Origin of the sequence: Pseudomonas sp. N040, assembly GCF_015637705.1 — a bacterium.
GTDB lineage: Bacteria > Pseudomonadota > Gammaproteobacteria > Pseudomonadales > Pseudomonadaceae > Aquipseudomonas.
The window spans coordinates 22,141-47,989 of record NZ_JADOBE010000005.1 but is presented as its reverse complement, the minus strand read 5'-3'; the positions used below and the strand labels follow the sequence as shown (position 1 = coordinate 47,989).

Annotated in this window: 20 protein-coding genes and 1 pseudogene; 13 read left to right on the top strand and 8 right to left on the bottom strand. The window is 65.6% G+C overall.

Features of this window, described 5'->3' with window-relative positions:
- Positions 1–12 precede the first annotated feature (12 nt).
- The gene (locus ISX93_RS08850) at positions 13–1,326 is read right to left on the bottom strand and encodes a bifunctional DedA family/phosphatase PAP2 family protein (RefSeq protein WP_195778366.1); all 1,314 of its coding nucleotides are present in this window, start codon (positions 1,324–1,326) and stop codon (positions 13–15) included.
- Positions 1,319–2,026 carry a DNA-3-methyladenine glycosylase gene (locus tag ISX93_RS08845; RefSeq protein ID WP_195778365.1) on the bottom strand — a complete coding sequence of 236 codons (708 nt, stop codon included), beginning with the start codon at positions 2,024–2,026 and terminating at the stop codon, positions 1,319–1,321. Before ISX93_RS08845 ends, ISX93_RS08850 begins: the two co-directional genes overlap by 8 nt.
- Positions 2,027–2,192: 166 nt before the next feature.
- Between ISX93_RS08845 and ISX93_RS08840 the strand changes: the two genes are divergently transcribed.
- The 13 genes from ISX93_RS08840 to ppk2 all read left to right on the top strand — a co-directional run bounded on the left by ISX93_RS08840 (position 2,193) and on the right by ppk2 (position 14,143).
- A complete protein-coding gene (locus tag ISX93_RS08840) occupies positions 2,193–3,458 on the top strand; it encodes a glutamate-5-semialdehyde dehydrogenase (RefSeq protein WP_195778364.1) in 1,266 nt (421 codons plus the stop codon).
- Complete coding sequence (gene nadD, locus ISX93_RS08835) at positions 3,458–4,102, top strand: nicotinate-nucleotide adenylyltransferase (RefSeq protein ID WP_195778363.1); 645 nt, start codon at positions 3,458–3,460, stop codon at positions 4,100–4,102. Before ISX93_RS08840 ends, nadD begins: the two co-directional genes overlap by 1 nt.
- 34 nt (positions 4,103–4,136) lie before the next feature.
- Positions 4,137–4,496, top strand: coding sequence for a ribosome silencing factor (rsfS, locus tag ISX93_RS08830; RefSeq protein WP_195778362.1), 360 nt, complete (start codon positions 4,137–4,139; stop codon positions 4,494–4,496).
- Positions 4,497–4,505: 9 nt separating this feature from the next.
- Complete coding sequence (gene rlmH / locus ISX93_RS08825) at positions 4,506–4,973, top strand: 23S rRNA (pseudouridine(1915)-N(3))-methyltransferase RlmH (RefSeq protein ID WP_195778361.1); 468 nt, start codon at positions 4,506–4,508, stop codon at positions 4,971–4,973.
- A 22-nt stretch (positions 4,974–4,995) separates the two neighbouring features.
- Positions 4,996–6,888 carry a penicillin-binding protein 2 gene (gene mrdA, locus ISX93_RS08820; protein WP_195778360.1) on the top strand — a complete coding sequence of 631 codons (1,893 nt, stop codon included), beginning with the start codon at positions 4,996–4,998 and terminating at the stop codon, positions 6,886–6,888.
- Positions 6,889–6,926: 38 nt separating this feature from the next.
- The gene (gene rodA / locus ISX93_RS08815; protein ID WP_195778612.1) at positions 6,927–8,030 is read left to right on the top strand and encodes a rod shape-determining protein RodA; all 1,104 of its coding nucleotides are present in this window, start codon (positions 6,927–6,929) and stop codon (positions 8,028–8,030) included.
- A 14-nt stretch (positions 8,031–8,044) separates the two neighbouring features.
- On the top strand, positions 8,045–9,049 hold the full coding sequence (mltB, locus tag ISX93_RS08810) for a lytic murein transglycosylase B (protein ID WP_229732123.1): 1,005 nt from the start codon (positions 8,045–8,047) through the stop codon (positions 9,047–9,049).
- A complete protein-coding gene (locus ISX93_RS08805) occupies positions 9,049–10,047 on the top strand; it encodes a septal ring lytic transglycosylase RlpA family protein (protein WP_195778358.1) in 999 nt (332 codons plus the stop codon). Before mltB ends, ISX93_RS08805 begins: the two co-directional genes overlap by 1 nt.
- A gap of 41 nt (positions 10,048–10,088) precedes the next feature.
- Complete coding sequence (locus tag ISX93_RS08800; protein ID WP_195778357.1) at positions 10,089–11,264, top strand: D-alanyl-D-alanine carboxypeptidase family protein; 1,176 nt, start codon at positions 10,089–10,091, stop codon at positions 11,262–11,264.
- A 58-nt stretch (positions 11,265–11,322) separates the two neighbouring features.
- Positions 11,323–11,601, top strand: coding sequence for a DUF493 domain-containing protein (locus ISX93_RS08795; RefSeq protein WP_195778356.1), 279 nt, complete (start codon positions 11,323–11,325; stop codon positions 11,599–11,601).
- Positions 11,601–12,281, top strand: a complete 681-nt coding sequence (lipB, locus tag ISX93_RS08790; protein ID WP_195778355.1) for a lipoyl(octanoyl) transferase LipB — start codon at positions 11,601–11,603, stop codon at positions 12,279–12,281. The genes ISX93_RS08795 and lipB overlap by 1 nt, the downstream gene beginning before the upstream one ends.
- Positions 12,278–13,249 (top strand): lipoyl synthase, encoded by a 972-nt coding sequence (gene lipA / locus ISX93_RS08785; RefSeq protein ID WP_195778354.1) that lies wholly within the window; start codon positions 12,278–12,280, stop codon positions 13,247–13,249. Before lipB ends, lipA begins: the two co-directional genes overlap by 4 nt.
- Before the next feature lie 69 nt (positions 13,250–13,318).
- A complete protein-coding gene (ppk2, locus tag ISX93_RS08780; RefSeq protein ID WP_195778353.1) occupies positions 13,319–14,143 on the top strand; it encodes a polyphosphate kinase 2 in 825 nt (274 codons plus the stop codon).
- Positions 14,144–14,192: 49 nt separating this feature from the next.
- Here the strand turns inward: ppk2 and ISX93_RS08775 are convergent, their stop codons facing one another.
- The 6 genes and pseudogenes from ISX93_RS08775 to ISX93_RS08750 form a co-directional block, all read right to left on the bottom strand.
- Positions 14,193–14,837, bottom strand: coding sequence for a hypothetical protein (locus tag ISX93_RS08775; RefSeq protein ID WP_195778352.1), 645 nt, complete (start codon positions 14,835–14,837; stop codon positions 14,193–14,195).
- A 1-nt stretch (position 14,838) separates the two neighbouring features.
- Entirely contained in the window at positions 14,839–16,134 is a 1,296-nt protein-coding gene (locus ISX93_RS08770; RefSeq protein WP_195778351.1) for an ammonium transporter, read from the bottom strand.
- 286 nt (positions 16,135–16,420) lie between these two features.
- Positions 16,421–17,317, bottom strand: a pseudogene (locus ISX93_RS08765) (transglutaminase family protein); the annotation flags it as partial.
- A gap of 7 nt (positions 17,318–17,324) precedes the next feature.
- The gene (locus tag ISX93_RS08760; protein WP_195778350.1) at positions 17,325–19,811 is read right to left on the bottom strand and encodes a circularly permuted type 2 ATP-grasp protein; all 2,487 of its coding nucleotides are present in this window, start codon (positions 19,809–19,811) and stop codon (positions 17,325–17,327) included.
- A 115-nt stretch (positions 19,812–19,926) separates the two neighbouring features.
- A complete protein-coding gene (locus ISX93_RS08755) occupies positions 19,927–23,232 on the bottom strand; it encodes a transglutaminase family protein (protein ID WP_195778349.1) in 3,306 nt (1,101 codons plus the stop codon).
- 169 nt (positions 23,233–23,401) lie between these two features.
- Positions 23,402–25,711 (bottom strand): YgiQ family radical SAM protein, encoded by a 2,310-nt coding sequence (locus ISX93_RS08750; RefSeq protein ID WP_195778348.1) that lies wholly within the window; start codon positions 25,709–25,711, stop codon positions 23,402–23,404.
- Between the last annotated feature and the right edge of the window lie 138 nt (positions 25,712–25,849).

Here is a 25,849-nt window from a genome sequence, read left to right as displayed (position 1 = left end):
CGGGCAGCCGCTTCAGTAACGGTACAGCGCCAGCGCCGCCGGCAAGCCCCACAGGCTGTAGACCGCCAGCAACAGCGCGACCGGCAGCAACCCGTACCAGACCCGCGCCGGCAACGCCGGCAACGGCGAATGGCGCTGCACCAGCCACAGGCTGCCGGCACACAGGCCGCCAGCGAGCAGCGCGCCGGCCAGGATATCGGTCGGCCAGTGCACCCCCAGATAGACCCGCGACAGCGCCACCAGCAGCGCCGGCATGCCCGCCAGCAGCAGCCAGGTCACCCGCCAGCGCCCGGGCTGTCCGCGCCCGGCCAGCACCCCGAGCACCAGGAACAAGGCAAAGGCCGCCGCACTGTGCCCGCTGGGCAGGCTGAAACTGCCCAGCGACTCGAGCAGCACTGCCGGCCGTGGCCGTTCCAGCAGGCGCTTGAGCAGGCTCACCGCCAGTGCGCTCGACAGCAGGCTGGTGGCGGCGAACAGCGCCGCGCGACGCTGCCTGCCGAGCAGCAGCAACAGCACCAGCAGCAATCCCGCCAGCGTCTGCACCTGGCGATCGCCAATGGCGGTCAGCAGTACCATCCACTGATCGAGGCGCGCACTGCGCGCCGTCTGCAACAGGTCGAACAGCCCCTGATCGAGGGCGCCCAGCTGCCGCCAGCCAAGCAACAGGCCCAGCACCAGCAGCAGGCTCAGCCCCGCCGCCAGCCGGGTAACCTGGCGCTGCTCGCGCAGGCTGCCGTGCACCGCCAGCGCGATGAGCAGCCCGAGCCCGGCCGCCACGCCGGCCAGCTGCGGCCAGAAACCCTCCGGCAAGGGCAGGCGCAAGGCGGCACCGGTCGCCCAGCCAGGCAGCAGGTAGGCCACCGACCAGCCCGCCGCAGCCAGCAGGCTGACCAGCAGAAAGCGCAGGAACGGCATGTCGAACATCCCCGCCACCATCGGCAGCAGTGGCCGCAGCGGGCCGATGAAGCGGCCGATCAGCAAGCTCAGCACGCCATAGCGCTGGAAGTATTGCTCGGCCGCGCGCAACCATTGCGGATGCTCGCGCAGGTACGGCAGGTTGCGGATCTGCTGGTGCTGCCGGCGGCCAAGCAGGTACGACAGCAGATCACCGCACAGACCGCCCAGCCAGGCCAGCAGCAGGGTCTGCCAGAGTTCCAGCACGCCGCTGCCAGCGAGCACGGCAAGGGCAAACAGCAGCACGGTACCGGGCACCAGCAAGCCGGCAATCGCCAGGCACTCGGTCAGCGCCGCGAGGAAAATTGCCAGGCCCAGCCAGTGTGGCTGCCCTTGCAGCGACAGCATCCAGCCGCTCAGCCACTCACTCATCGGCCGGCTCCTGCCACCACCAGTAGTCGCGCCCGGCTTGCTGGCCGCGGCGCAGCGGATTGCGCGTACAGCAGTGCGCATAGCCGGCATCGACGAAGCGGTAGGCCAGGTGTTCGTCGCGGCCCTGCGGAATGCCCAGCCGGCGCGCCTGGATGATCGCCTGCGGGCGCTCGCCGACATCCTCCACAATCAGCCGCGCCGGATCGAGTGCGCGGGCGTTCCATTCCGGCACTTTCAGCCCGAGCGCACGACACAGCAGGGTCTGCCCGGCGCACAGCTTTGCCAGTGGGCGCGGCCGGCCGCCGGCATCCGGATTGTTGCGCAGCATCTGCTGCAGCGCGGCCGGGCCGGACAGCGCATCCTGCCAGGGATGCGCCGACTTGATCAGCACCGCGTTGCCCGCCCCCAGCGCGCTGAAGTTCAGCGAATCGCCGCCACGCGCGTAATACATGTAGATGGTGCCCCCCTCGAGAAACAGCGCCCGCCGCTTCTCGGTATAGCCGAGCGAAGCGTGGCTGCCCTTCTCCGCCGCATAGTAGGCCTCGGTCTCGATGATCCGCGCAGCCAGCCAGAGATCACCCAGGCGATGGCGAATCACCTTGCCCAGCAACTGTCGCGCCAGCAGTTGCGCATCGCGGGCAAAGAAACGGCTATCAAGCAGTGCGCCAGACGGGCGCAGGGGCGACAGGGAAGCGGACATGCACTCATCCAGCAGCTGCAAAAGAGCAAGCTTAACAGCCCACGCGCGCCGGCCGAATCCCCGCCAGCCACCAGGCAAGCGTGCCGCCCGCCGGACAATGCTGGGCGCATAGCCCCGCTACGGCTATAATCGGCGCCTTTTTCCCATTAGCCAGACAGCCAAGACCATGACCGAGTCCGTACTCGACTACATGACCCGCCTGGGCCGCGCCGCCCGCGAGGCTTCGCGGGTGCTCGCGCGCGCCAGCACGGCGCAGAAGAATCGCGCCCTGCAGGCCGCCGCCACGGCGCTGGATGCTGCTCGCTCCGAGCTGGCGCAAGCCAATCAACTCGATCTTGCCGCCGGCCGCGCCAACGGCCTGGACGAAGCCATGCTTGACCGTCTGGCACTCACCCCAAAAGTCATCGACGGCATGATCGAAGGCCTGCGTCAGGTCGCCGCCCTGCCCGACCCGATCGGCGAAATCCGCGACATGCGCTACATGCCTTCCGGAATTCAGGTCGGCAAGATGCGCGTACCGCTGGGTGTGATCGGCATCATCTACGAGTCGCGCCCCAATGTGACCATCGATGCGGCCAGCCTGTGCCTGAAATCCGGCAACGCCACCATCCTGCGCGGCGGCTCCGAAGCCATTCACTCGAACCAGGCGATTGCCCGCTGCGTGGCCCTCGGTCTGGCCGAGGCCGGCCTGCCAGAGGCGGCGGTACAGGTGGTGCAGACCACCGACCGCGCCGCCGTGGGCGCGCTGATCAGCATGCCGGAGTTTGTCGACGTGATCGTGCCGCGCGGCGGCAAGGGCCTGATCGAGCGCATCAGCCGCGAGGCCAAGGTGCCGGTGATCAAGCATCTGGACGGCGTCTGCCATGTGTATATCGACGTGGCCGCCAACCTCGACAAGGCCATTCGCGTGGCGGACAACTCCAAGACCCAGCGCTTCTCGCCCTGCAATACCATGGAGACCCTGCTGGTGCATGCCGCGGTCGCCGCCCAGGTATTGCCGCCACTGGCGGCGATTTATCGCGCCAAGCAGGTAGAGCTGCGTGGCTGTGAACGCACCCGCAGCCTGCTCGGCAGTGACGTGCTGGAAGCCACCGAAGATGACTGGCATGCCGAGTACAACGACGCCATTCTGGCCATCCGCATCGTCGACTCACTGGATGCGGCCATCGCGCACATCAACCACTACGGCTCGCAGCACACCGACGCGATCATCACCGAGAACTTCAGCGACGCCCGGCGCTTCCTCACCGAAGTGGATTCCAGCTCGGTAATGGTCAACGCCTCGACGCGCTTTGCCGACGGCTTCGAGTACGGTCTGGGCGCGGAGATCGGCATTTCCACCGACAAGCTGCACGCCCGCGGCCCGGTCGGCCTGGATGGCCTGACCAGCGAGAAATACGTGGTGTTCGGCGACGGACATATCCGTACCTGATGGGCAGGAAAATCGGCATTCTCGGTGGCACCTTCGATCCGATTCATATCGGGCATCTGCGTGCCGCGCTGGAAGTCGCCGAAAGCCTGCAGCTGGACGAGCTGAAGCTGGTACCCAGCGCCCGTCCGCCGCATCGCGACGCGCCGCAGGCAAGCGCGGCGGACCGCCTGGCGATGGTCAGGCTGGCGATCGCCGGGGTCGCCCCGCTGACGCTGGATGACCGCGAACTGCAGCGCGCCAGCCCGTCCTGGACCATCGACACGCTGGAGGCACTGCGCGCTGAACTGCAGGCCGATGACCAGCTGTTGCTGCTGCTCGGCTGGGATGCCTTCTGCGGCCTGCCCGGCTGGCACCGCTGGGAAGAACTGCTCACCCATTGCCACCTCCTGGTCCTGCAACGGCCGGACGCCGATGCCGAAGCCCCCGAAGCGCTGCGCGACCTGATCGCCGCCCGCAGCATCAGCGACCCGCTGGCGCTTACCGGCCCCGGCGGCAAGATCGCCTTTGTCTGGCAGACGCCCCTGGCGATCTCGGCGACCCAGATCCGTCAACTGCTGGCCACCGGCCGCTCGGCGCGCTTCCTGCTGCCGGACGCGGTACTCACTTATATCCATGCGCACCGGCTGTACCGGGCGTCACACTGATTCACGAGGGCTCCTCATGCAAAGCAAGCAACCCATGCAAAATGAACAACTGGTGCAGATCGCCATCGCCGCCCTGGAAGACCTCAAGGCCCAGGACATCACCACCATCGATGTGCGCGGCAAGACCAGCATCACCGACTTCATGGTGATCGCCAGCGGCACCTCCAGCCGGCATGTGAAGTCGCTGGCCGACAATGTGCTGGAAAAGGTCAAGCAACAGGGCGTGCGCCCGCTCGGCAGTGAAGGTCTGGACGGTGGCGAATGGGCCCTGCTCGACCTCGGCGACGTGGTGGTGCACGTGATGCAGGTCGCCACCCGCCAGTTCTACGACCTCGAGCGGCTGTGGCAGGGCGCCGAGCAGAGCCGCGCGCAGCACAGCCCCGAGCAGGAATAAGTTCCTCAAGTGCGTATCCGGCTGATCGCCGTCGGCTCGAAGATGCCGCGCTGGGTGGAGGATGGCTGGCAGGAATATGCCAGGCGCCTGCCGCCCGAGCTGCCGCTCGAACTGGTGGAAATCCCGCTGCATACCCGCGGCAAGAATGCCGACGTGGCACGGCTGATCCGCCAGGAAGGCGAAGCCATGCTGGCCAGGGTGCAGCCGGGGGAACGCATCGTCACCCTGGAGGTCGAAGGCCGTGCCTGGAGCACCGAGCAGCTGGCCGGCGAACTGCAGCGCTGGCGCCTCGAGGCGCGCAACGTCAACCTGCTGGTCGGCGGCCCCGAAGGGCTGGCCGCGGAAGTCTGCGCGCGCAGCGAGCAACGCTGGTCGCTGTCGGCCCTGACCCTGCCACACCCGCTGGTGCGCATCCTGGTGGGCGAGCAGCTGTACCGCGCCTGGACCCTGCTGTCCGGGCACCCCTATCACAAGTGAAGCCAACCGGTTCCGTTGACCCATGCCGCAGATACAGCTGAAGGACCACGAGAAGGACGACCGCCTGGTACGGCGGCGCGTGCTCGCCGGTGCTGTATTCGTCCTGCTGCTGAGCGTTGCGCTGGTCGCGCGCATGTATTTCCTGCAGGTGGTGCAATACCAGCAGCATGTCACTCTGTCGGAAAACAACCGGGTGCATGTGCAGCCGATCCCGCCGACCCGCGGCCTGATCTATGACCGCAACGGCGTGATCATCGCCGACAACCGGCCCAGCTTCAGCCTCACGGTGACCCGCGAGCGGGCCAAGGACTGGCCGGCGATTCTCGACACCCTGAGCGAAGTGCTGGAGCTGACCGCCGAGGAACGCGCGCTCTACGACAAGCGCATGAAGCAGGGCCGCCGCCCCTTCGAGCCGGTGCCCATCCAGTTCGAGCTGAGCGAGGAGCAGATCGCGCGGATCTCGGTCAACCAGTTCCGCCTGCCCGGCGTGGAAATCAGCGCGCGGCTGGTGCGGCATTACCCGCGGGGCGCCAGCTACGCGCACTCGGTGGGCTATGTCGGCCGGATCAACGAGCAGGAACTGCAGAAACTCGACCCGGTCAACTACAGTGGCACCCACCACATCGGCAAGACCGGCATCGAGCGCTTCTATGAAGCCGACCTGCACGGCTCGGTGGGTTACGAGGAAGTCGAAACCAATGCCCGCGGCCGGGTGCTGCGCGTGCTCAAGCGGACCGACCCGATCAACGGCAAGGACCTGCACCTGACCATCGACTCGCGCCTGCAGGCCGCGGGGGAAGCGGCACTCAGCGGCCGGCGCGGGGCACTGGTGGCGATCCAGCCGGCGACCGGCGACATCCTCGCCATGGTCAGCGTGCCCGCCTTCGACCCCAACCCGTTCGTCACCGGCATCGGTTTCAATGCCTACAAGGAACTGCGCGACTCGATCGATCGCCCGCTGTTCAACCGCGTGCTGCGCGGCCTGTATCCGCCCGGCTCGACGATCAAGCCGATGGTCGCCGTCGCCGGCCTGGATGCCGGCGTGATCACCCCGTCGAGCCGGGTCTACGACCCCGGCTTCTACCAGCTACCCGGCCACAGTCACAAATACCGCAACTGGAACCGCGACGGTGACGGCTCGGTCAACCTGGAGTGGGCCATCATGCGCTCCAACGACACCTACTTTTACGATGTGGCGCACAAGCTCGGCGTCGACCGCCTGCACGACTACCTGAGCCGCTTCGGCATCGGCCAGAAGGTCTCGCTGGACCTGTTCGAGGAATCCGCCGGGCTGATGCCCTCGCGCGAGTGGAAACGCGCGCGCTACCGGCAACCCTGGTACCCGGGGGAGACCCTGATCCTCGGCATCGGCCAGGGCTACATGCAAACCACCCCGCTGCAATTGGCGCAGGCCGCCAGCCTGATGGCCACCCGCGGCAAGTGGGTGCGCCCGCACCTGGCGAAAATGGTGGGCGAGCAGGCCCCGGTTGACCCCAACCCCATGCCGGACATCGAATTGCGCGATCCGAAACTCTGGGATTACTCGCGTTTCGGCATGGAGCAGGTGATGCACGGCCCGCGCGGCACGGCGGCCAAGGTCGGCGCCACGGCGGCCTACCGGATCGCCGGCAAGAGCGGCACCGCCCAGGTGGTGGCGATCAAGCAGGGCGAGAAATATGACCGCTCCAAGCTCAACGAACGGCATCGCGACCACGCCCTGTTCGTTGCCTTTGCCCCAGCGGAAAGCCCACAAATCGCCGTGGCGGTGATGGTCGAGAACGGCGAGTCCGGTTCCGGCGTGGCCGCCCCGATCGTCAAACAGGTGCTGGATACCTGGCTGCTCGACGAGCAGGGCCAGCTGAAAGCCGAGTACCGCAGCATGCCAGACCTGGCAGCCGGGAGCAGCGCGCCATGAATGGCAATTTTGACCGCACCCTGTCCACTGAAGACGTGCTGCGCCGGCGCGCCAGCCTGCTGCAGAAGCTGCATATCGACGGCTGGCTGCTGCTGATCCTGCTGGCACTCGCCAGCAGCAGCCTGTTCATCCTCTACTCGGCCAGCGGCAAGAACCTCGATCTGCTGCTGAAACAGGCCGGCTCCTTCGGCATCGGCCTGCTCGGCATGTGCATCATTGCGCAGATCGAGCCACGCTTCATGGCACGCTGGGTGCCGCTGGCCTATCTGGCCGGCGTCGGCCTGCTGCTGGCGGTGGAACTGGCCGGCCACACCGCCATGGGCGCCACGCGCTGGATCAACATCGGCGGGGTGATGCGCTTCCAGCCCTCGGAATTCATGAAGATCATCATGCCGGCCAGCATCGCCTGGTACCTGGCCTCGCGCAGCCTGCCGCCCAACCTGAAACACATCGTGGTGACGCTGCTGCTGATCGGCATCCCCTTCGTGCTGATCCTGCTGCAACCGGACCTGGGCACGGCCCTGCTGATCCTCGCCTCGGGCGGTTTCGTGCTGTTCATGGCCGGCCTGCAATGGCGCTGGATCATCGGTGCCATCGCCGCGGTGGTGCCCGTCGCGATCGGCATGTGGTTCTTCGTCCTGCGCGAATACCAGAAGCAGCGCATCACCACCTTCCTCGACCCGGAGAGCGACCCGCTGGGCACCGGCTGGAACATCATCCAGTCGAAAGCCGCGATCGGCTCCGGCGGCGTCTGGGGCAAGGGCTGGCTGCTCGGCACCCAGTCCCACCTGGACTTTTTGCCGGAAAGCCATACCGACTTTATCATTGCCGTACTCGGCGAAGAGTTCGGCATGGTCGGCGTCTGCCTGCTGCTGCTGGTCTACCTGCTGCTGATCGCGCGCGGCCTGTACATCACCGCGCAGGCACAGACGCTGTTTGGTAAGCTGCTGGCCGGTGGCCTGACCATGACCTTCTTTGTCTACGTGTTTGTTAACATCGGCATGGTCAGCGGACTGCTTCCGGTGGTCGGCGTGCCGCTGCCCTTCATCAGCTATGGCGGCACCTCGCTGGTGACCCTGCTGAGCAGTTTCGGGATACTGATGTCGATTCACACCCACCGCAAATGGATTGCCCAGGTCTAACGAGAATGCCTTCAATGCCAGAACCCGCGCGCCAAATCCTCTGCAAGCTCCTGCTCGGCACGCTGACCCTGCTGCCGGGCAGCGCGGTGCTGGCCGGGAACTACCAGGACTCGCCGCAAGCCGCGGCACTGGTCAGCGAGATGACCCGCGAGCATGGCTTTGCCGAAGAACAGCTGGTTGCCGTGTTCAGCGCCGCCGAGCGCAAGCAGGCGATTCTCGACGCCATCTCGCGTCCGGCCGAGAAGGTCAAGCCGTGGAAGGAGTATCGGCCGATCTTCATCACCGATGCGCGGATCAGCAAGGGCGTGACCTTCTGGCAGCAGCACGCCACCGCCCTAGCGCGGGCCGAAGCGGAATATGGCGTACCGGCCCAGGCGATTGTCGCGATCATCGGCGTGGAAACCTTTTACGGCGGCAACACCGGCAGCTGGCGGGTGGTGGATGCGCTGGCCACCCTGTGCTTCGACTACCCGCCGCGTTCGGCGTTCTTCTGCCAGCAGCTCAAGGAGTTCCTCCTGCTGGCCCGCCAGGAACAGGTCGATCCGCTCTCGGTCAAGGGCTCCTACGCCGGCGCCATGGGCCTGCCGCAATTCATGCCGAGCAGCTTCCGCGCCTATGCCGTGGACTTTGACGGCGATGGCCATATCGACATCTGGAACAATCCGGTCGATGCCATCGGCAGCGTCGCCAACTACTTCAAGCAGCACGGCTGGACCCAGGGCGACGCCGTGGTCAGCCGTGCCAGCGTCAGCGGCGCGCAGGCCGCCGAAGGCCTGACGGTCGGTATCGAGCCGCAGCTGACCATGCGCCAGTTGCGCGAACTGGGCTGGACCAGCAGCACGCCGGTTGCCGACGACCTGAAAGTCACCGCCTTCCGCTTCGAGGGTGCCGAGGGCGAGGAATACTGGCTCGGCCTGCCAAACTTCTACACAATCACCCGCTACAACCGCAGCCCGATGTATGCCATGGCGGTTTACCAACTGTCCCAGGCCCTGCTGCAAGCCAAAGGAACGCCTTGATGAGCGGAGCCGCCCGCCTTGCCGCACTGGGCCTGCTCGGCCTGCTGCTGGCCAGCTGTACCAGCAGCCGCGCACCGGAGCCGGTTCAACCGGGATCTGGCGGCCTGTCGGGGCCTGCCGATTATTCGCAGCCGCACCGCGATGGCGCGCCCTGGTGGGACGTCGACGTGTCGCGCATCCCCGACGCCGTGCCGATGCCGCATTACGGCAAGTACAAGGCCAGCCCGTACAGTGTCATGGGCAAGACCTACTACCCGATGAATGATGCGCGGCGCTACCGGGCCACCGGTACCGCGTCCTGGTATGGCACCAAGTTCCATGGCCAGGCCACCGCCAACGGCGAGGCCTATGACCTGTACGGCATGACCGCGGCGCACAAGACCCTGCCCCTGCCCAGCTATGTGCGGGTCACCAACCTGGACAACGGCAAGAGCGTGGTGCTGCGGGTGAATGACCGCGGCCCGTTCTATTCCGACCGCATCATCGACCTGTCCTTCGCCGCGGCGAAGAAGCTCGGCTATGCCGAAGTCGGCACGGCGCGCGTGCAGGTCGAGGGCATCGACCCCGAGCAGTGGTGGGCGCAGCAGGGCCGCCCGGTGCCGCTGATGATGGCCCCGCCGAAGCTGGCGGCGGCCCCGGCCGCGCAACCCGCCGCGCCCGCGCAGCCCATGCAGATCGAGCAGTACACGCCGCCGCCGGAGCAGCATGCCGCCGCCGTGCTGCCGGCGCAGATCGACTCAAAAAAAAACGCTTCAGCCGCAGTGTCTGGCCTGTTTCTCCAGGTTGGAGCCTTCGCCAACCCCGACGCTGCGGAACTCCTCAAGGACAAGCTGAGTCAGATGGCCGCTGCCCCGGTTTTTATCAGCTCGGTGACGCTCAACCAGCAAATCCTGCACCGGGTACGCCTGGGGCCGATCAGCACGCCGGATGAAGCACAGCAACTGCAGAACAGCATTCGCCTGGCCAACCTCGGCCAGCCGACCCTGGTGCGCCCCTGAGCACCAGCCACTTCACACCATCAGCCACCTCAGAGAACCGGATGAACATCACCAGCTTTGCGCAACGCCTGACCCTGCTTGCTTCGCTCTTCCTCGCCACCAGCCAGGTGCAAGCCGCCATCGCCATCCCGGCGCCGCCACAACTGGCGGCCAAGTCCTACGTGCTGATGGACGCCGCCAGCGGCCAGGTGCTGGTGGAAAACAACGGTGACCAGCGCCTGCCGCCGGCCAGCCTGACCAAGCTGATGACCGCCTACATCGGCACCCTGAAGATCCGCTCCGGCGAGATCGGCGAACAGGATCCGGTACCGATCAGCGAGCACGCCTGGCGCAACGGCGGTGCCGCCTCCGGCGGCTCGACCATGTTCCTGCCGCTGAACAGCCAGGTGCCGGTGGACGCCCTGCTGCACGGCATCATCATCCAGTCCGGCAATGACGCCAGCATCGCCCTCGGCGAATACATCGCCGGCAGCGAGGAAGCCTTCGCCGACCTGATGAACAAGACCGCGCAACAGCTCGACCTGCAGAATTCGCACTTCATGAATGCCACCGGCCTGCCGGACCCCGAGCATTACTCCAGCGCCCATGACATGGCCAAGCTGGCGCGCGCGATCATCACCGTGGACCCGGCGCACTACGCCATCTACGCGCAGAAAGACTACACCTGGAACAACATCAAGCAGGGCAACCGCAACCTGCTGCTGTACCGCGACAAGACCGTCGACGGCCTGAAGACCGGGCACACCGCCGAGGCCGGCTACTGCCTGGTAGCTTCGGCGGTACGCGATGGCACCCGCCTGATCGCCGCCGTGTTCGGTACCGCCAGCGAGTCCGCCCGCGCCGCCGAGACGCAGAAGCTGCTGACCTACGGCTTCCGCTTCTTCGAGAGCAAGACCTTCTACCAGAAGAACCAGGAACTGGCCCAGGCCAAGGTCTGGAAAGGCGCCAGCGAGCAGGTCAAGATCGGGCTGGCGCAGGACCTGACCCTGACCCTGCCCAAAGGCCAGCTGGAAAAACTCCAGGCCGGCCTGGTCATCGACCCGCTGCTGGTGGCCCCGCTGGCCCAGGGCGCAACCGTCGGCAAGGTTGAACTCAAGCTCGACGGGCAGGTCGTACACACGGCCAACCTGGTTGCGCTGGAAGCCGTGGCGGAAGGCAGCCTGTTCCACCGCCTGTGGGATGCCATCCGCCTGTTCTTCTTCGAACTGTTCAACTGAAACCGGCGCGGATCGCCCGCCCGGGCGATCCCGCGGCCATCGTCAAACTGGAAAGCGCATGACTGACTCCGACGTGCAGGCACCGAAAATCGAGTTCCCCTGCGAACGCTACCCGATCAAGATCATCGGCGAGGCGGGTGACGGCTTCACCGACATCGTGGTGGAAGTGATCCAGCGCCATGCGGCGGATTTCGACTCGACCACGCTGAGCATCCGCGACAGCAAGAACGGCCGCTACCTCTCGGTGCAGGTGCTGATCACCGCCACCGGCATCGACCAGCTGCAGGCCATCCACAGCGACCTGCGTGCCACCGGGCGCGTGCACATGGTGCTGTAATGAGCGAGCTGCCGGCACCCGCCCTCGGCTTGCGCACCCTCGGTTTCCGCGAGCTTGGCCGGGTCGATTACGAGCCGGTGTGGCGAGCCATGCAGCGCTTCACCGATACCCGCGACGCGCACACGACCGACGAAATCTGGCTGCTCGAGCATCCGCCGGTGTTCACCCAGGGCCAGGCCGGCAAGGCCGAACACGTGCTGTTCCCCGGCGCCATCCCGGTGGTGCAGGTCGACCGCGGCGGCCAGGTCACCTACCACGGCCCCGGCCAGCTGGTCGGCTACCTGCTGCTCGATGTGCGCCGTGCCGGGATGGGTGTGCGCGAGCTGGTCACGCGCATCGAACAAAGCCTGATCGACCTGCTCGCCAGCTACGGGGTCAGCGCCTGCGCGCGCAGCGATGCGCCAGGCGTGTATGTCGACGGCGCGAAGATCGCCTCGCTCGGCCTGCGCATCCGCCGTGGCTGCTCGTTTCATGGCCTGGCGCTGAATGTCGACATGGACCTGCAACCGTTCCAGCGCATCAATCCCTGCGGCATGGCCAATCTGCCAATGACCCAGTTGTGTGATCTGCTCGGTCCGGTGAGCATCGCAGAGGTGCAGGCGCGGCTGCGCCAACAACTGGTTAACTCGCTCGGCTACGCCGACCACATGACCCTCACGGGAGGGCTGGAACTGACATGAGCACTGCAGAACCCACGGGCAAAGGCCCGGCCAAGGTGGAAACCGGCGTGAAACTGCGCGGCGCGGAGAAAGTCGCGCGGATTCCGGTGAAGATCATTCCGACCGAAGAACTGCCGCGCAAGCCGGACTGGATCCGCGTGCGCATGCCGATCTCGCCGGAAGTCGACCGGATCAAGCAGTTGCTGCGCAAGCACAAGCTGCACAGCGTGTGCGAGGAAGCGGCCTGCCCGAACCTGGGTGAATGCTTCTCCGGTGGTACCGCCACCTTCATGATCATGGGCGACATCTGCACCCGCCGCTGTCCGTTCTGCGACGTCGGCCATGGCCGGCCCAAGCCGCTGGATGCCGACGAACCGCACAACCTGGCCACCGCCATCGCCGACCTGCGCCTGAAGTACGTGGTGATCACCTCGGTGGACCGCGACGACCTGCGCGACGGCGGCGCCCAGCACTTCGCCGATTGCCTGCGCGAGATCCGCCGGATGGCCCCCGGTACTCAGCTGGAAACCCTGGTACCGGACTACCGTGGACGCATGGACATCGCCCTCGACATCACCGCCACGGAACCACCGGATGTGTTCAACCACAACCTGGAGACCGTGCCACGCCTGTACAAGGCCGCGCGTCCCGGTTCAGATTTCGAGTGGTCGCTGGATCTGCTGGAGAAGTTCAAGCAGCGCGTCCCCGGCGTGCCGACCAAGTCCGGGCTGATGCTCGGGCTGGGCGAAACCGACGCGGAAGTCATCGAGGTGATGCAGCGCATGCGCGAGCACCAGATCGACATGCTCACCCTCGGCCAATACCTGCAGCCTTCGCGCAGCCACCTCGCCGTAGAGCGTTTTGTACACCCGGACACCTTCGCCTGGTTTGCCGAGGAAGGCGCGAAGATGGGCTTCAAGAATGTCGCCTCGGGGCCGCTGGTGCGCTCGTCCTACCATGCCGACCAGCAGGCCAAGGCGAAGAGCTGACGGGCATCAACGCTTGAGTAGATGGCTTCATCCATAATTATTTTTTTGTCCGGGCACCGAGGAATCACCATGAAAAAACGTGACTACAAGATCGAAGTTACTGCTCCCGAAGACAAGCCCGCCGGCAAGCTCAGCGGCAAGGAATACGACAAGCAACTGCGCGCGCTGCATGTCGAACTGGTCAAGTTGCAGCAATGGGTAGTGGCAACCGGCGCCAAGGTCATCGTGGTATTCGAAGGGCGCGACGGCGCCGGCAAGGGCGGCACCATCAAGGCGTTGACTGAAAGAGTCAGCCCACGGGTGTTCCGCGTGGTCGCACTGCCAACTCCGACCGAGCGGGAAAAGAGCCAGATGTATGTGCAACGCTACATCAAGCACTTTCCCGCTGCTGGCGAGATCGTCATCTTCGACCGCAGCTGGTACAACCGCGCCGGCGTTGAGCGGGTCATGGGCTTCTGCAGCGAAGAGGAGGCCAAGGGCTTCCTTGATCAGGTCTCGGGCTTTGAGAAAAACATGATCAAGTCGGGCATCATCCTGCTCAAGTACTGGCTGGAAGTCAGCCCTGAAGAGCAGGCCAGACGCCTGGAAGACCGCATCGATGACGGTCGCAAGACTTGGAAACTGTCGCCCATGGACGTCAAATCGTTCACCCGCTGGGACGACTACACCCGAGTCCGCGACGAGATGTTTGCCGCCAGCGATACCTCCTGGGCACCCTGGTTTGTTGCGCGTTCCGAAGACAAGAAGCGCGTACGGCTGAATCTGATCACCCACCTGCTCGGGCAGATTCCTTATGTGGAAATTGAACAGCCCAAGGTCAAGCTACCCAAGCGGACGATCGGCAAGTACAAGCCCAGCAACTACCCGTTCCATTACATCGCCGAACCTTTCTGAGTGCCTCCGCTGCGGCAGCCGGGTCGCTCCGGCGGCCGCAGCGGCCTGACTACAGCAGCTTCTGCGGTGGCAGCGGCAGGTTGAGCTCGTCAACCTCGCGTACCGCGCGACTGAGCAGCTGGTCGGCCTGCACCGGCCCGAACAGCTCGCACAGGCCGCCGTAGATCAGGCTCAGCAACGTGCGCAACTGCTCCAACTGCAGCACGATGCGTTCCAGTTTGCCGCCCTGCTCCAGCCAGGTGCGCAGGCGCAGGCGCAGCTCGGCATCCACGTTCAGCCGCGACAGGTCGCCCGCCGCCAGGCGCCGCAAGTCTTTCTGCCGGGCGTCCGGAAGTGCCGCAAACAGCCGGCTGCTGAGCTCGACAAAGGTCTGCCGGGCCTGCGCGTCCGGGCCGCTGACCTCCGCGGCAACCGACCCGGCACCGCTGCGCCAGACCTGCAGCTGCACCAGCGGATCCGGCAACAGCGCCGTGCTCGGTCCGTTCATGATGCCCAGCAGTTCACGGTACAGGCTGGCGCGCTCGAGCTTCTGGCTGCAGCGCCTGGCCACCTCGGCGAGAAACTCATTGAGGGCGAAGGCCGGCTTTTCCGCGTAATGCGCTTCCCAGTAGGACAGCATCGGCAGCAGCTCGTCTTCCGGCAGATGCCTGGCCAGGCCGGTATAGATGGCCCGCCGTCGGTTCACCAGACTCATCTCAGACCCTCCTGCCCAGTTCACTGGTGTCGAAAGTCACCGCCTGGCCAAACTCCGGATAACCACTCTCGGCATGCTCGGAGAAATCCAGGCCACGCTGCTCGTGCTGCACCGGCACGCGCAGGCCGAGGGTTTTCGACAGCAGGAAATACATCACCAGCGCCAGCGGGAACGCCCAGACGAAGGCGGCGCCGATCCCCAGCAGTTGCACCTGGATGCGCTCGGGGTTGAACAGGTCGCCGTTGAAGAACAGCCCGGCCGCCAGGGTGCCCCAGATGCCGCAGATGCCATGCACCGGTACCGCGCCAACCACGTCATCCAGGCACAGCTTGTCCATCAGCGCCATGCCGTAGACCACCAGGAAGCCGGCCAGCAGCCCGGTCAGCAGGGCAAAGCCGGGGGCCATGCTGGCGCAACCGGCGGTAACCCCGACCAGGCCGCCCAGCGCGCCATTGACCGTGGTGGTCAGCAGGATCGGGCTGGACGAGGTGCGCAGCGCCAGTATCGCGCCCAGCGCACCGGCAGCGGCGGCCAGGTGGGTATTCAGGGCGATCAGGCCCAGGTTGACGTCGACCTTGAGCGTGCTGCCGGCGTTGAAGCCGAACCAGCCGACCCACAGGATGAAGGCGCCCAGCGTTACCAGGCTGAGGTTGTGCCCGGGGATCAGGCGCGGCGTGCCATCGGCGGCAAAGCGGCCGAGACGCGGGCCGAGCACCATGATCCCGGCCAGCGCGCACCAGGCGCCGACACTGTGCACCACCGTCGAGCCGGCGAAGTCGATGAAGCCCAGCTTGGCCAGCCAGCCCTGACCGCCATAGGCACCACCCCAGGCCCAGCTGCCGAACACCGGATAGATCAACCCGCAGATCACCACCGCCCCCACCAGGTAGGCGCCATAGCGGGTGCGCTCGGCCATCGCGCCGCTGGCAATGGTTGCCGAGGTAGCGGCGAACATCATCTGGAACAGCAGGAAGGTGAAATCCCAGGGTTCGCCGGTATGCGGGGCGAAATGGCTGGTGCCGAACCAGCCGCTGAGGTTGGCGCCGAACATCAGGCCGAAACCGACCAGCCAGAACACGATGCTGCCGACCGCGCCGTCCATGAAGTTCTTCATCATCACGTTGACCGCGTTCTTGGCCCGCGACATGCCGCTCTCGAGCAAGGCGAAACCGGCCTGCATGAAGAACACCAGGGCACTGGCCAGCACCACCCAGGCCGTGTTGATCGCTTCATCACTGGCGGCCTGCGCCAGCGGTGCGAAGGCCAGCAGGCCGATTAACAGCAGATGTCGTTTCATGACGCGCCCCTTCCTTTCAAAGATGCAGGACACTTTGCAACTCTTGCGCCAACTCCATGCAGGCCTTGCCGATCAAGCCGGGGCCACACGCCAGCGGCGCGGTCGCCGACACGCCGGGAGGCAAAACGCTGCAGGTGTGCGTCAACACGGGGCAAGGAATTGGCGCCAGCGCCGTGGCGCAATGCCGCGGGCGGCCACCGGAGTGCCGCTAGCCGGCTGCCGGGCTGCGCTGGGACTGGGACTGGGACTGGGACTGGGACTGGGATTGCGCCTGGAGCAGCGGCAGCTCGTCCAGCGGGATCACCGTCACCCGCACCTCGGGATCATGGCTGCCACCACCAAGGATCACCCCGCGCAGCGGCGAGACATCGGCGAAGTCGCGGCCCCAGGCCAGGGTGATGTACTCCAGGTCCGGCAACAGGTTGTTGGTCGGGTCGAAATCCACCCAGCCGAGCACCGGGCAATACACCGAGACCCAGGCATGCGAGGCATCGGCCCCGAGCATGCGCGGCTGCCCCGCCGGCGGATGGGTCAGCAGGTAGCCGCTGACGTAGCGCGCGGCGAACCCGCGCGCGCGCAGGCAGGCGAGCATCAGGTGGGCGAAGTCCTGGCACACCCCGCGACGCTGCTCCAGCACTTCCAGCAGCGGCGTGGCCACCAGGGTGGCTTCGCCATCGTAGGTGAACTCGCGGAAGATCTTGTCCATCAGCCTGGCCACCACTTGCAGGTAGGGCCGCTGCGGCACAAAACAGTCCGCGGCGTAATCGGCGAAGGCCTGCTTGAGCCGCACAAACGGCGACTCGACCCGATAGCGCGCCGCTTCCAGCGCCTCCTCATCCAGCGCGCCGCCGTGATAGGCCAGCTGTTCGCGCACCTGCTCCCAGGGCGGCGAGGCGCCGAGGTCGACCGCAGCGCGAGCCAGCACTTCCACCTGCAACCGGGCATTGACCCGCAGTTCGCCATGCGGTCGCTCGAAGGCCAGACGGCTCATGGGATTGCCGAACACATCCAGGCCATCGCGGCGCTGACTGGGCGCGGGCAGAACCTCGAGTTCGTGAAACAGGCAACGCTGCCGGGCACAGTCACGCGGCCACAGATGTGCCAGTTGCTGCGCCAGCGACACCGGTGCGGCATAGCGGTAATGGGTGTCGTGGAGAATCTGGTAGCGGCGACTGTTGGTCATGGGCATCTCAGGAAGAAAGCGTTTGCTGGCTGACATCGTCAACATGGGCGAAATGCCGCAGCGCCAGCCGATCGGACAACAGCCCGGCAGCTGCCGAGATCGCCTGCAGCAGATCCGCCAATCCTGCCAGCACGGCGCGCACGCCGACATCGCCAAACAACGCCTGTTCATCCAGGCTGCCCAGATCGACAGCCTTCAATTGCACACTCAGCGCCTGCAACGGATTGTCATGCGCTACGGCAAAGCGCTCGTCGAGCAGGGCCAGCGAGCGCTCCAGCTCGACCAACTGGAAAGCCAGTGAGTGCGGGTTCTGACTATCCAGCAGGAGCAGGTCGAGCACCGCAATCAGCTGCGGCGCCGCCAGATAACGTGAGCGGTAGGTGATGATGCTGTTGCCCAGTTCCAGCATCCACTCCAGCGCCGCCTGATCGCGCACGGCAGCACCGCGCAGAAACACCGCCAGGCTGTCGGCGAGAAACTGCAGACGCTCGATGCGCCGCCCGAGCATGAGAAAGCGCCAGCCGTCATCGCGGGTCATGTCATCCAGGGCAAAGCCCGAAAGCGCGGCCAGTGACATCAACAGGCGGTTGAGGAAATCCAGCAACTCACCCAGATCGGCCTGCTCGAATTCGAGCATGTGCGCTTCGCGCTGCAGCTCGACCAGCGCCTGCCAGTTTTCCTGCGAAAGCTTGCCGCGCACCTGACTGGCCGCCCATTGCAGATGCTGCAAATTGGCTTTCAGGCTATACGGCCAGTCCTCGCCCAGCAGGCCGCGGCGCAAGCGCTGCTCCAGATCCTTGCCCGGTGGCAGCCAGCCAGTTTTGTCGCCCAGCTCCACTGCGGCGCGCAAGGCCTGCGGATCATCACCATCATCCACATAGCGGCTGAGCAGCACACGCAGCAGGCGCGCGCCGTCATCACAGCGCTCGCTGTAGCGGCCGAACCAGAACAGGTTCTCCACCACCCGCGACGGCAGATAGGGGTCGCTGCGGATCAGGTCATGTACGCCCAGCGGCTTGGTCCAGTTCCACGGCTCACTGCCCGGCGCGCGCTCACCCAGCACCCAGGTGTCCTTGCTGCCACCACCACGCTGCATGGAGACCACTTCAGCTCCCGGCTGCCCGGCCACCCGGGTCAAGCCACCCGGCAATACGCGATAGCCCTCGGCGCTGGCCACCGCATACACGCGCATGCCAATCGCGCGCGGCTGCACGGTCAGACCATCCCAAACCCCGGCCTGCGACAGCTGCGCCAGTTCCTGCGCCACATAGGCATAGGGCCGGGCCTGCAGACGCTCAGCCAGTTCGTGCAGACCATCCTCGTCCAGATCACGACCAAACACCGGCTCGAAACTTTGCGAAGGAAACGCCGGCTTGATCACCAGCTCAGCCAGTTTTTCCAGTGCCTCCTCAAGCACCGGTGGCTCGCCGCACCACCAGGTGGCGATGGAGGGCAGCAGCAATTCTTCACCCAGCCACTGTTTGCTGATCGCCGGCAGGAAACCCAGCAAACCAGGCGACTCCAGCACCCCGCTGCCGAGCGCATTGGCCACCAGCACGCGGCCCTGACGCACCACCTCAAGCAGACCGGCGACACCCAGCGCGGAGTCCGTGCGCAGCTCCAATGGGTCGCAGAAGTCATCGTCCAGCCGCCGCAGCAATGCATGCACGCGCTTGAGACCATCAAGGGTCTTCAGGTACAGAGTGTTGTCGCGCACCGTCAGATCGCTGCCCTCGACCAGCGGAAAACCCAGCTGACGGGCGAGGTACAAATGCTCGAAATAGGTTTCGTTGAAGCGCCCCGGCGTCAGCAATACCACCAGCGGCGTTTCGCCTTCGGCCGGCGCCTGCTGGCGCAGAAATTCCTGCAGGCTGCGGAAGAAGCCGGCCAGGTACTGCACCCGCAGGTCCCGGTACAACTCCGGAAAAGCACGCGAGACGATCTGCCGGTTCTCCAGCGCATAACCGGCGCCGGAGGGTGCCTGGGTACGATCGGCCAGTACCCACCAGCGCCCGTCAGGCGCCCGCGCCAGATCCACCGCGTACAGGTGCAGCCAGGTATCGCCGGGCACCTGCATGCCCTGACAGGGCCAGAGAAAGTTGTTGTGGCCGAACACCAGCTCGGCCGGCAGCAGGCCTTCACGCAACAGTTGCTGCGGGCCATACAGATCGGCCAGCACGCGATTGAGCAGGTCAGCACGCTGCGCCACCCCGGCCGCAATCGCCTGCCACTCATCGGCGGGAATCAGGTTCGGCAACAGGTCCAGCGCCCACGGGCGGTCGGTACCCTTGGGGTCGGCGTAGACGTTGTAGGTCACGCCGTTTTCCTGGATCTGCCGCTCGACCAGCGCCTGGCGCTGGTTCAGCTGCGCCGCACTGCTGCGCTCCAGCGCCCGGAACAGGCGCTGCCAGTGCGGGCGTACCGCACCCGTGGCGTCGAGCAGTTCGTGGTACACCGTGTCAGCAAACGGGTAATTGGCAAGCAGGTCAGGCATGGAAGTCTCGGCAAGTACGGGTTGCTCCCCGCTCCCACGGGTGGGAGCGGGGCTGGGGCAGAGGGTGCAGCGGCCGGTCCTCTCCCCAACCCTCGCCCGCAAACGGGCGGAGGAGCTAGCAGCGCCGCAGGTCCAGCGTCATCGGCAGTTCGTCATTGTGCATGCTCGCACGCGGCGCCAACACCCCCGGGCTGTGGCCATGGCGGAAGAAACGCGCCAGCCGCCGGCTTTCCGCCTCATAGGCATTCACCGGCAGGGTCTCGTAATTGCGCCCGCCCGGATGCGCGACATGATACTGGCAACCACCCAGCGAACGCTGCATCCAGGTATCCAGCAGATCGAACACCAGTGGCGCATGCACACCGATGGTCGGCTGCAGGCAATTGGCCGGCTGCCAGGCGCGATAACGCACGCCGCCGACGAACTCGCCGACCTTGCCGCTCGGCCGCAGAGGCACCGGCACCCCGTTGCAGGTCAGCACATAGCGGTCCGGCGCCATGCCTTCGAGTTTGACCTGTACCCGCTCCAGCGAGGAATCCACATAGCGCACGGTGCCGCCACCGCCGCCCTCCTCGCCCAGCACATGCCAGGGCTCCAGCGCCTGGCGCAGTTCCAGGCTGATGCCCTTGACCTGAAAATCACCGATCTTGGGAAAGCGGAATTCGACATGCGGGGCAAACCACTCCGGCCGCAGGCGATAACCGTCGGCAGTCAGCTCCTGCAGCACGTCAGAGAAGTCCTGTTCGATAAAGTGCGGCAACAGGAAGCGGTCATGCAGTTCGGTACCCCAACGGGTCAACTTGACCGGCGCATAGGGCTTTTTCCAGAACCGCGCGACCAGTGCGCGCAACAGCACTTGCTGCGCCAGGCTCATCTGCGCATGCGGCGGCATCTCGAAGGCGCGCAACTCCAGCAAGCCCAGACGACCGCTGGCCGAGTCCGGTGAATACAGCTTGTCGATGCAGAACTCCGCACGGTGGGTGTTGCCGGTGACATCGATCAGCAGGTTGCGCAGCAGACGATCAACCAGCCACGGCGGGCAATCCTTGCCGGGTTCGGGCATCTGCGCAAAAGCGACTTCCAGCTCATACAACGCATCGTTGCGCGCCTCATCCACCCGTGGCGCCTGCGAGGTCGGGCCGATAAACAGGCCGGAAAACAGGTAGGACAACGATGGATGGTTGTGCCAGTAGCTGATCAGGCTGCGCAGCAGATCCGGCCGCCGCAGGAACGGCGAGTCGGCCGGCGTGGCTCCCCCGAGCACGAAGTGATTACCGCCACCGGTGCCGGTATGTCGGCCATCGATCATGAACTTCTCGCTGGACAAGCGCGTCTGCCGCGCGGCCGCGTAGAGAAACTCGGTGCGCTCGACCAGATCGTCCCAGCTGGCCGCCGGGTGGATATTCACCTCGATCACCCCCGGATCCGGGGTCACGCGGAAATGCCGCAAGCGCGGATCGCTGGGCGGCTCGTAGCCTTCCAGCAACACCGGACACTTCAGCTCGGCAGCGGTGGCCTCGATGGCCGCGACCAGCTGCAGGTAATCCTCCAGCCGTTCCAGCGGCGGCATGAACAGGTACAGCCGGCCATCACGCGGCTCAGCGCACATCGCGGTACGGGTGATCTCGCTGGCCGAACGCCCGGCTTGCGGACGGCTGTTGGCCGCCGACGGTATGCCGCTGACCGGGCTTGGCGAGCAGACGCCACGCACCTGCTGCTGGATGGTTGCCGCTGCCGGCAACTCGGGCAGTGCCACCGACGGGTCGACCGGGTTGATATAGGGGTAATCGCTTTTCTTCACCCACGGCTGCGAATCCAGCGGTAGCCGATAACCCAGCGGCGAATCGCCCGGCAGCAGCCGGCAATGCTCTTCGCGCAGGTACCAGGAGCCGGTCTGCCAGGCGGTTTGCCCGGCGTTACGGGCCAGCGGCAGGACATGCCCGACCACCTTCTGCAGCCCTTGGCCGAACACCTTGCGCAGGCGCTCGCGCTCCAGCGGGTCACCCAGGCGGGCATCTTCCGGCGTCACGTTGACCGGCAGGCTGCTCTCGCGCCACAGGTAATACAGCCAGTCTTCATAGGCCGGGAATACATGCTCGCCGGTCAGCCCCAAGCGGCTGGCAATCCCCGCGAGAAATGCCGCAGCCATGTCGGCATCGGCACCGTAGTCGGCCTGCTCATCGGCCAGCAGCTGCGGATCGTGCCAGATCGGCTCGCCATCGCGACGCCAGAAACAGTTCAGTGACCAGCGCGGCAGCTGCTCGCCGGGATACCACTTGCCCTGGCCGAAATGCACCAGCGCCTGCGGCGCATACTCGGCACGCATGCGCTGGAACAGCTCAGTGGCCAGCCGCCTTTTGTTCGGCCCGAGCGCGGCGATATTCCACTCCGCATCATCCGGGTAATCCAGCGCCACAAAGGTCGGTTCGCCGCCCATGGTCAGGCGTACATCGCCCTGCTTGAGCTCGTCATCGATCTGCCGGCCAAGGGTCACGATGGCTTGCCACTGGGCCTCGCTGTAGGGCTTGGTGACGCGCGGTGCCTCCCAGACCCGTTCGACCTGCATCAGGTGGTCGAACTCGCATTCGCATTTATCCATCATGCCGCTGATCGGTGCTGCGGAGGATGGCTCCGGGCTGCACGCCAGCGGGATATGGCCTTCGCCGGCAAACAACCCGCTGGTTGGGTCCAGACCGACCCAGCCGGCACCGGGCAGATAGACCTCGCACCAGGCGTGCAGGTCAGTGAAATCAACCTCTGTACCGGACGGGCCATCCAGCGATTTCACATCCGCCTTGAGCTGGATCAGGTAGCCGGAGACAAAGCGCGCAGCCAGCCCCAGATGGCGCAGCAGCTGCACCAGCAACCAGGCCGTGTCGCGGCAGGAACCGGAGCGCTTGGCTAGGGTCATCTCCGGCGTCTGCACACCCGGCTCCATGCGGATCAGGTACTTGATGTCATGCGCCAGCCGCTGATTCAGCGCGACCAGGAAGTCATTGGCGGGCAGCGGCTCGCGGGAAATACTCGCCAGATAGCGGTTGAATTTTGGCGGCGCCGGCAGCTTGACCAGATACGGCGCCAGCTCGACGGCTTCGCCTTCGGTGTAATTGAACGGGATCTTTTCCGCGTACGGCTCCAGGAAATAGTCGAACGGGTTGAACACCGCCATCTCGGCGACCAGATCAACCTCGACCTTGAACTCGCGGGTCTTCTGCGGAAACACCAGACGCGCCAGGTAATTGCCCTGCGGGTCCTGCTGCCAGTTGATGAAGTGGTCAGCCGGAGTGACCTTCAATCCGTAAGACAAGATCCGCGTACGGCTGTGCGGTGCCGGACGCAGGCGCACGATTTGCGGTCCGAGCTGGACCAGTCGGTCATAGCGGTAGTGGGTAACGTGGTGCAACGCGACATGGATCGACACGGCAGGCCTCCTGCAGGCCAGGGCAATAGCCTGACACCGCAAGACTTATGCCAGCCTGCAGACCGCCGCTTTCAAGGGCTGCAGCGCACCCCCGGCACCACAACAGGGCCGCGGCAGCGGCCCCGGGCGGGCCGCGCACCAAAAGCGCCCACCCGCCCGCGACTGCGGCTTAGCGCGGTACCGCCGGCCGCTTGAACGGCTTCTTCTTGCCACTCTTCTCGTCAGCACGGGCCCGTGCTTCGGCCTTGCTGCGGGCCTCGGCCGCGGCCTTGGCCTGCTCGCGCTTGTCCCATGCATTGCCAGCACCGCTGTCGCGCGGCGGCAAGCCGGTGTGCTGGGTCAGCAGGGTCTGGGTTTTACCCACCTTGTGGCTACCCGCCGGCGTGGAATTCTTGCGGCGCGCACTCTGGTAGCTGTCCGTCGCCGGCTGGTGCAGCGGAATCAACTGATTCTTGCCCGGCCCGATCAGGTCGGCACGCCCCATGCGGATCAGCGCCTCACGCAGCAGCGGCCAGCCCTTGGGATCGTGATAGCGCAAAAAGGCCTTGTGCAGGCGGCGCTGGGCATCGCTCTTGACGATGGCCACGCTGTCGGATTTGTAGGTGACCTTGCGCAGCGGGTTCTTGCCCGAGTGGTACATCGCCGTAGCCGTGGCCATCGGCGAGGGGTAAAACGCCTGCACCTGATCGGCACGGAAACCGCTGCGCTTGAGCCACAAGGCCAGATTGAGCATGTCTTCATCACTGGTGCCGGGGTGGGCGGCGATGAAGTACGGGATCAGGTACTGCTCCTTGCCCGCCTCCTTGCTGTACTGCTCGAACATGCGCTTGAACTTGTCGTAGCTGCCGATACCCGGCTTCATCATCTTGTTCAGCGGGCCTTCTTCGGTATGCTCCGGGGCGATCTTCAGGTAGCCACCCACGTGGTGGGTGACCAGTTCCCTGACGTACTCCGGCGATTGCACCGCCAGGTCATAGCGCAGGCCGGAAGCGATCAGTACCTTCTTCACCCCGGGCAGGGCCCGTGCCTTGCGGTACAGCTCGATCAGCGAACTGTGGTCGGTGTTCAGGTTTTCGCAGATACCCGGGAAGACGCAGGACGGCTTGCGGCACGCGGCCTCGATTTCCGGCGTCTTGCAGGCCAGCCGGTACATGTTGGCCGTCGGCCCGCCGAGGTCGGAGACCACCCCGGTGAAGCCCGGCACCTTGTCGCGCATTTCCTCGATCTCGTGGAGGATCGACTCCTGGGAACGGTTCTGGATGATCCGTCCTTCATGCTCGGTGATCGAGCAGAAGGTGCAGCCGCCGAAACAGCCACGCATGATGTTGACCGAGAAGCGGATCATCTCGTAGGCCGGGATTTTCTGTTTGCCATATGCCGGGTGCGGCACCCGGGCGAAGGGCATGCCGAACACGTAATCCATTTCCTCGGTGGTCAGCGGAATCGGCGGCGGGTTGAACCAGACATCCACCTCGCCGTGCTTTTGCACCAGCGCACGGGCGTTGCCCGGATTGGTTTCCAGGTGCAGCACGCGGTTGGCGTGGGCGTACAACACCGGATCGGACTTGACCTTGTCGAACGACGGCAGGCGAATCACCGTCTTGTCGCGGGTCAGCCGCGGGTGCGGCAGCAGTTGCACCACCCGGGCTTCGTTCGGGTCTTCGCCTGCTCCCGAGACAGTCGCGCCTTTTTCCTGCTCGATGGCGCAGGCTTGAGTGTCCTGGGTATTCACATAGGGGTTGATGATCTTGTCGATCTTGCCCGGCCGGTCAATCCGCGTCGAATCGATCTCGAACCAGCCCTCGGGGGTGTCCTTGCGCACAAAGGCGGTGCCGCGAATATCCGTGATCGCTTCGATCTTCTCGCCGTAGGACAGGCGTTGGGCGACTTCGACAATCGCCCGCTCGGCATTGCCGAACAGCAGGATGTCGGCGCAGGCGTCGATCAGGATCGAATGGCGCACCTTGTCCTGCCAGTAGTCGTAGTGGGCAATGCGCCGCAATGACGCCTCGATGCCGCCGAGCACAATCGGCACGTGCTTGTAGGCTTCCTTGCAGCGCTGGCTGTACACCAGGCTGGCCCGATCCGGGCGCTTGCCGGCCAGACCGCCCGGGGTGTAGGCGTCGTCGGAGCGGATCTTCTTGTCGGCGGTGTAGCGGTTGATCATCGAATCCATGTTGCCGGCCGCCACACCGAAGAACAGGTTCGGCTCGCCGAGCTGCATGAAGTCGTCTTTCGACTGCCAGTTGGGCTGGGCAATGATGCCGACACGAAAACCCTGGGCTTCCAGCAGACGGCCGATGATCGCCATGCCGAACGACGGATGATCGACATAGGCATCGCCGGTGACGATGATGATGTCGCAGCTGTCCCAGCCGAGCAGCTCCATCTCCTGCCGGCTCATCGGCAGGAACGGCGCCGGGCCGAAACACTCGGCCCAGTACTTGGGGTAGTCGAACAGGGGCTTGGCAGCGTGCATGGCGGTGACCGGAGGTGGCGGACAGGGATGGAAAATCGCGGGCGCGGAATATAGCACAAAAAGTGATCAATTCCGACTGGCATGCTCGGCCTTGCCGCCTGCCTCCGGCGGCACTCCGGCCAGCCGGCCAGGATCGTC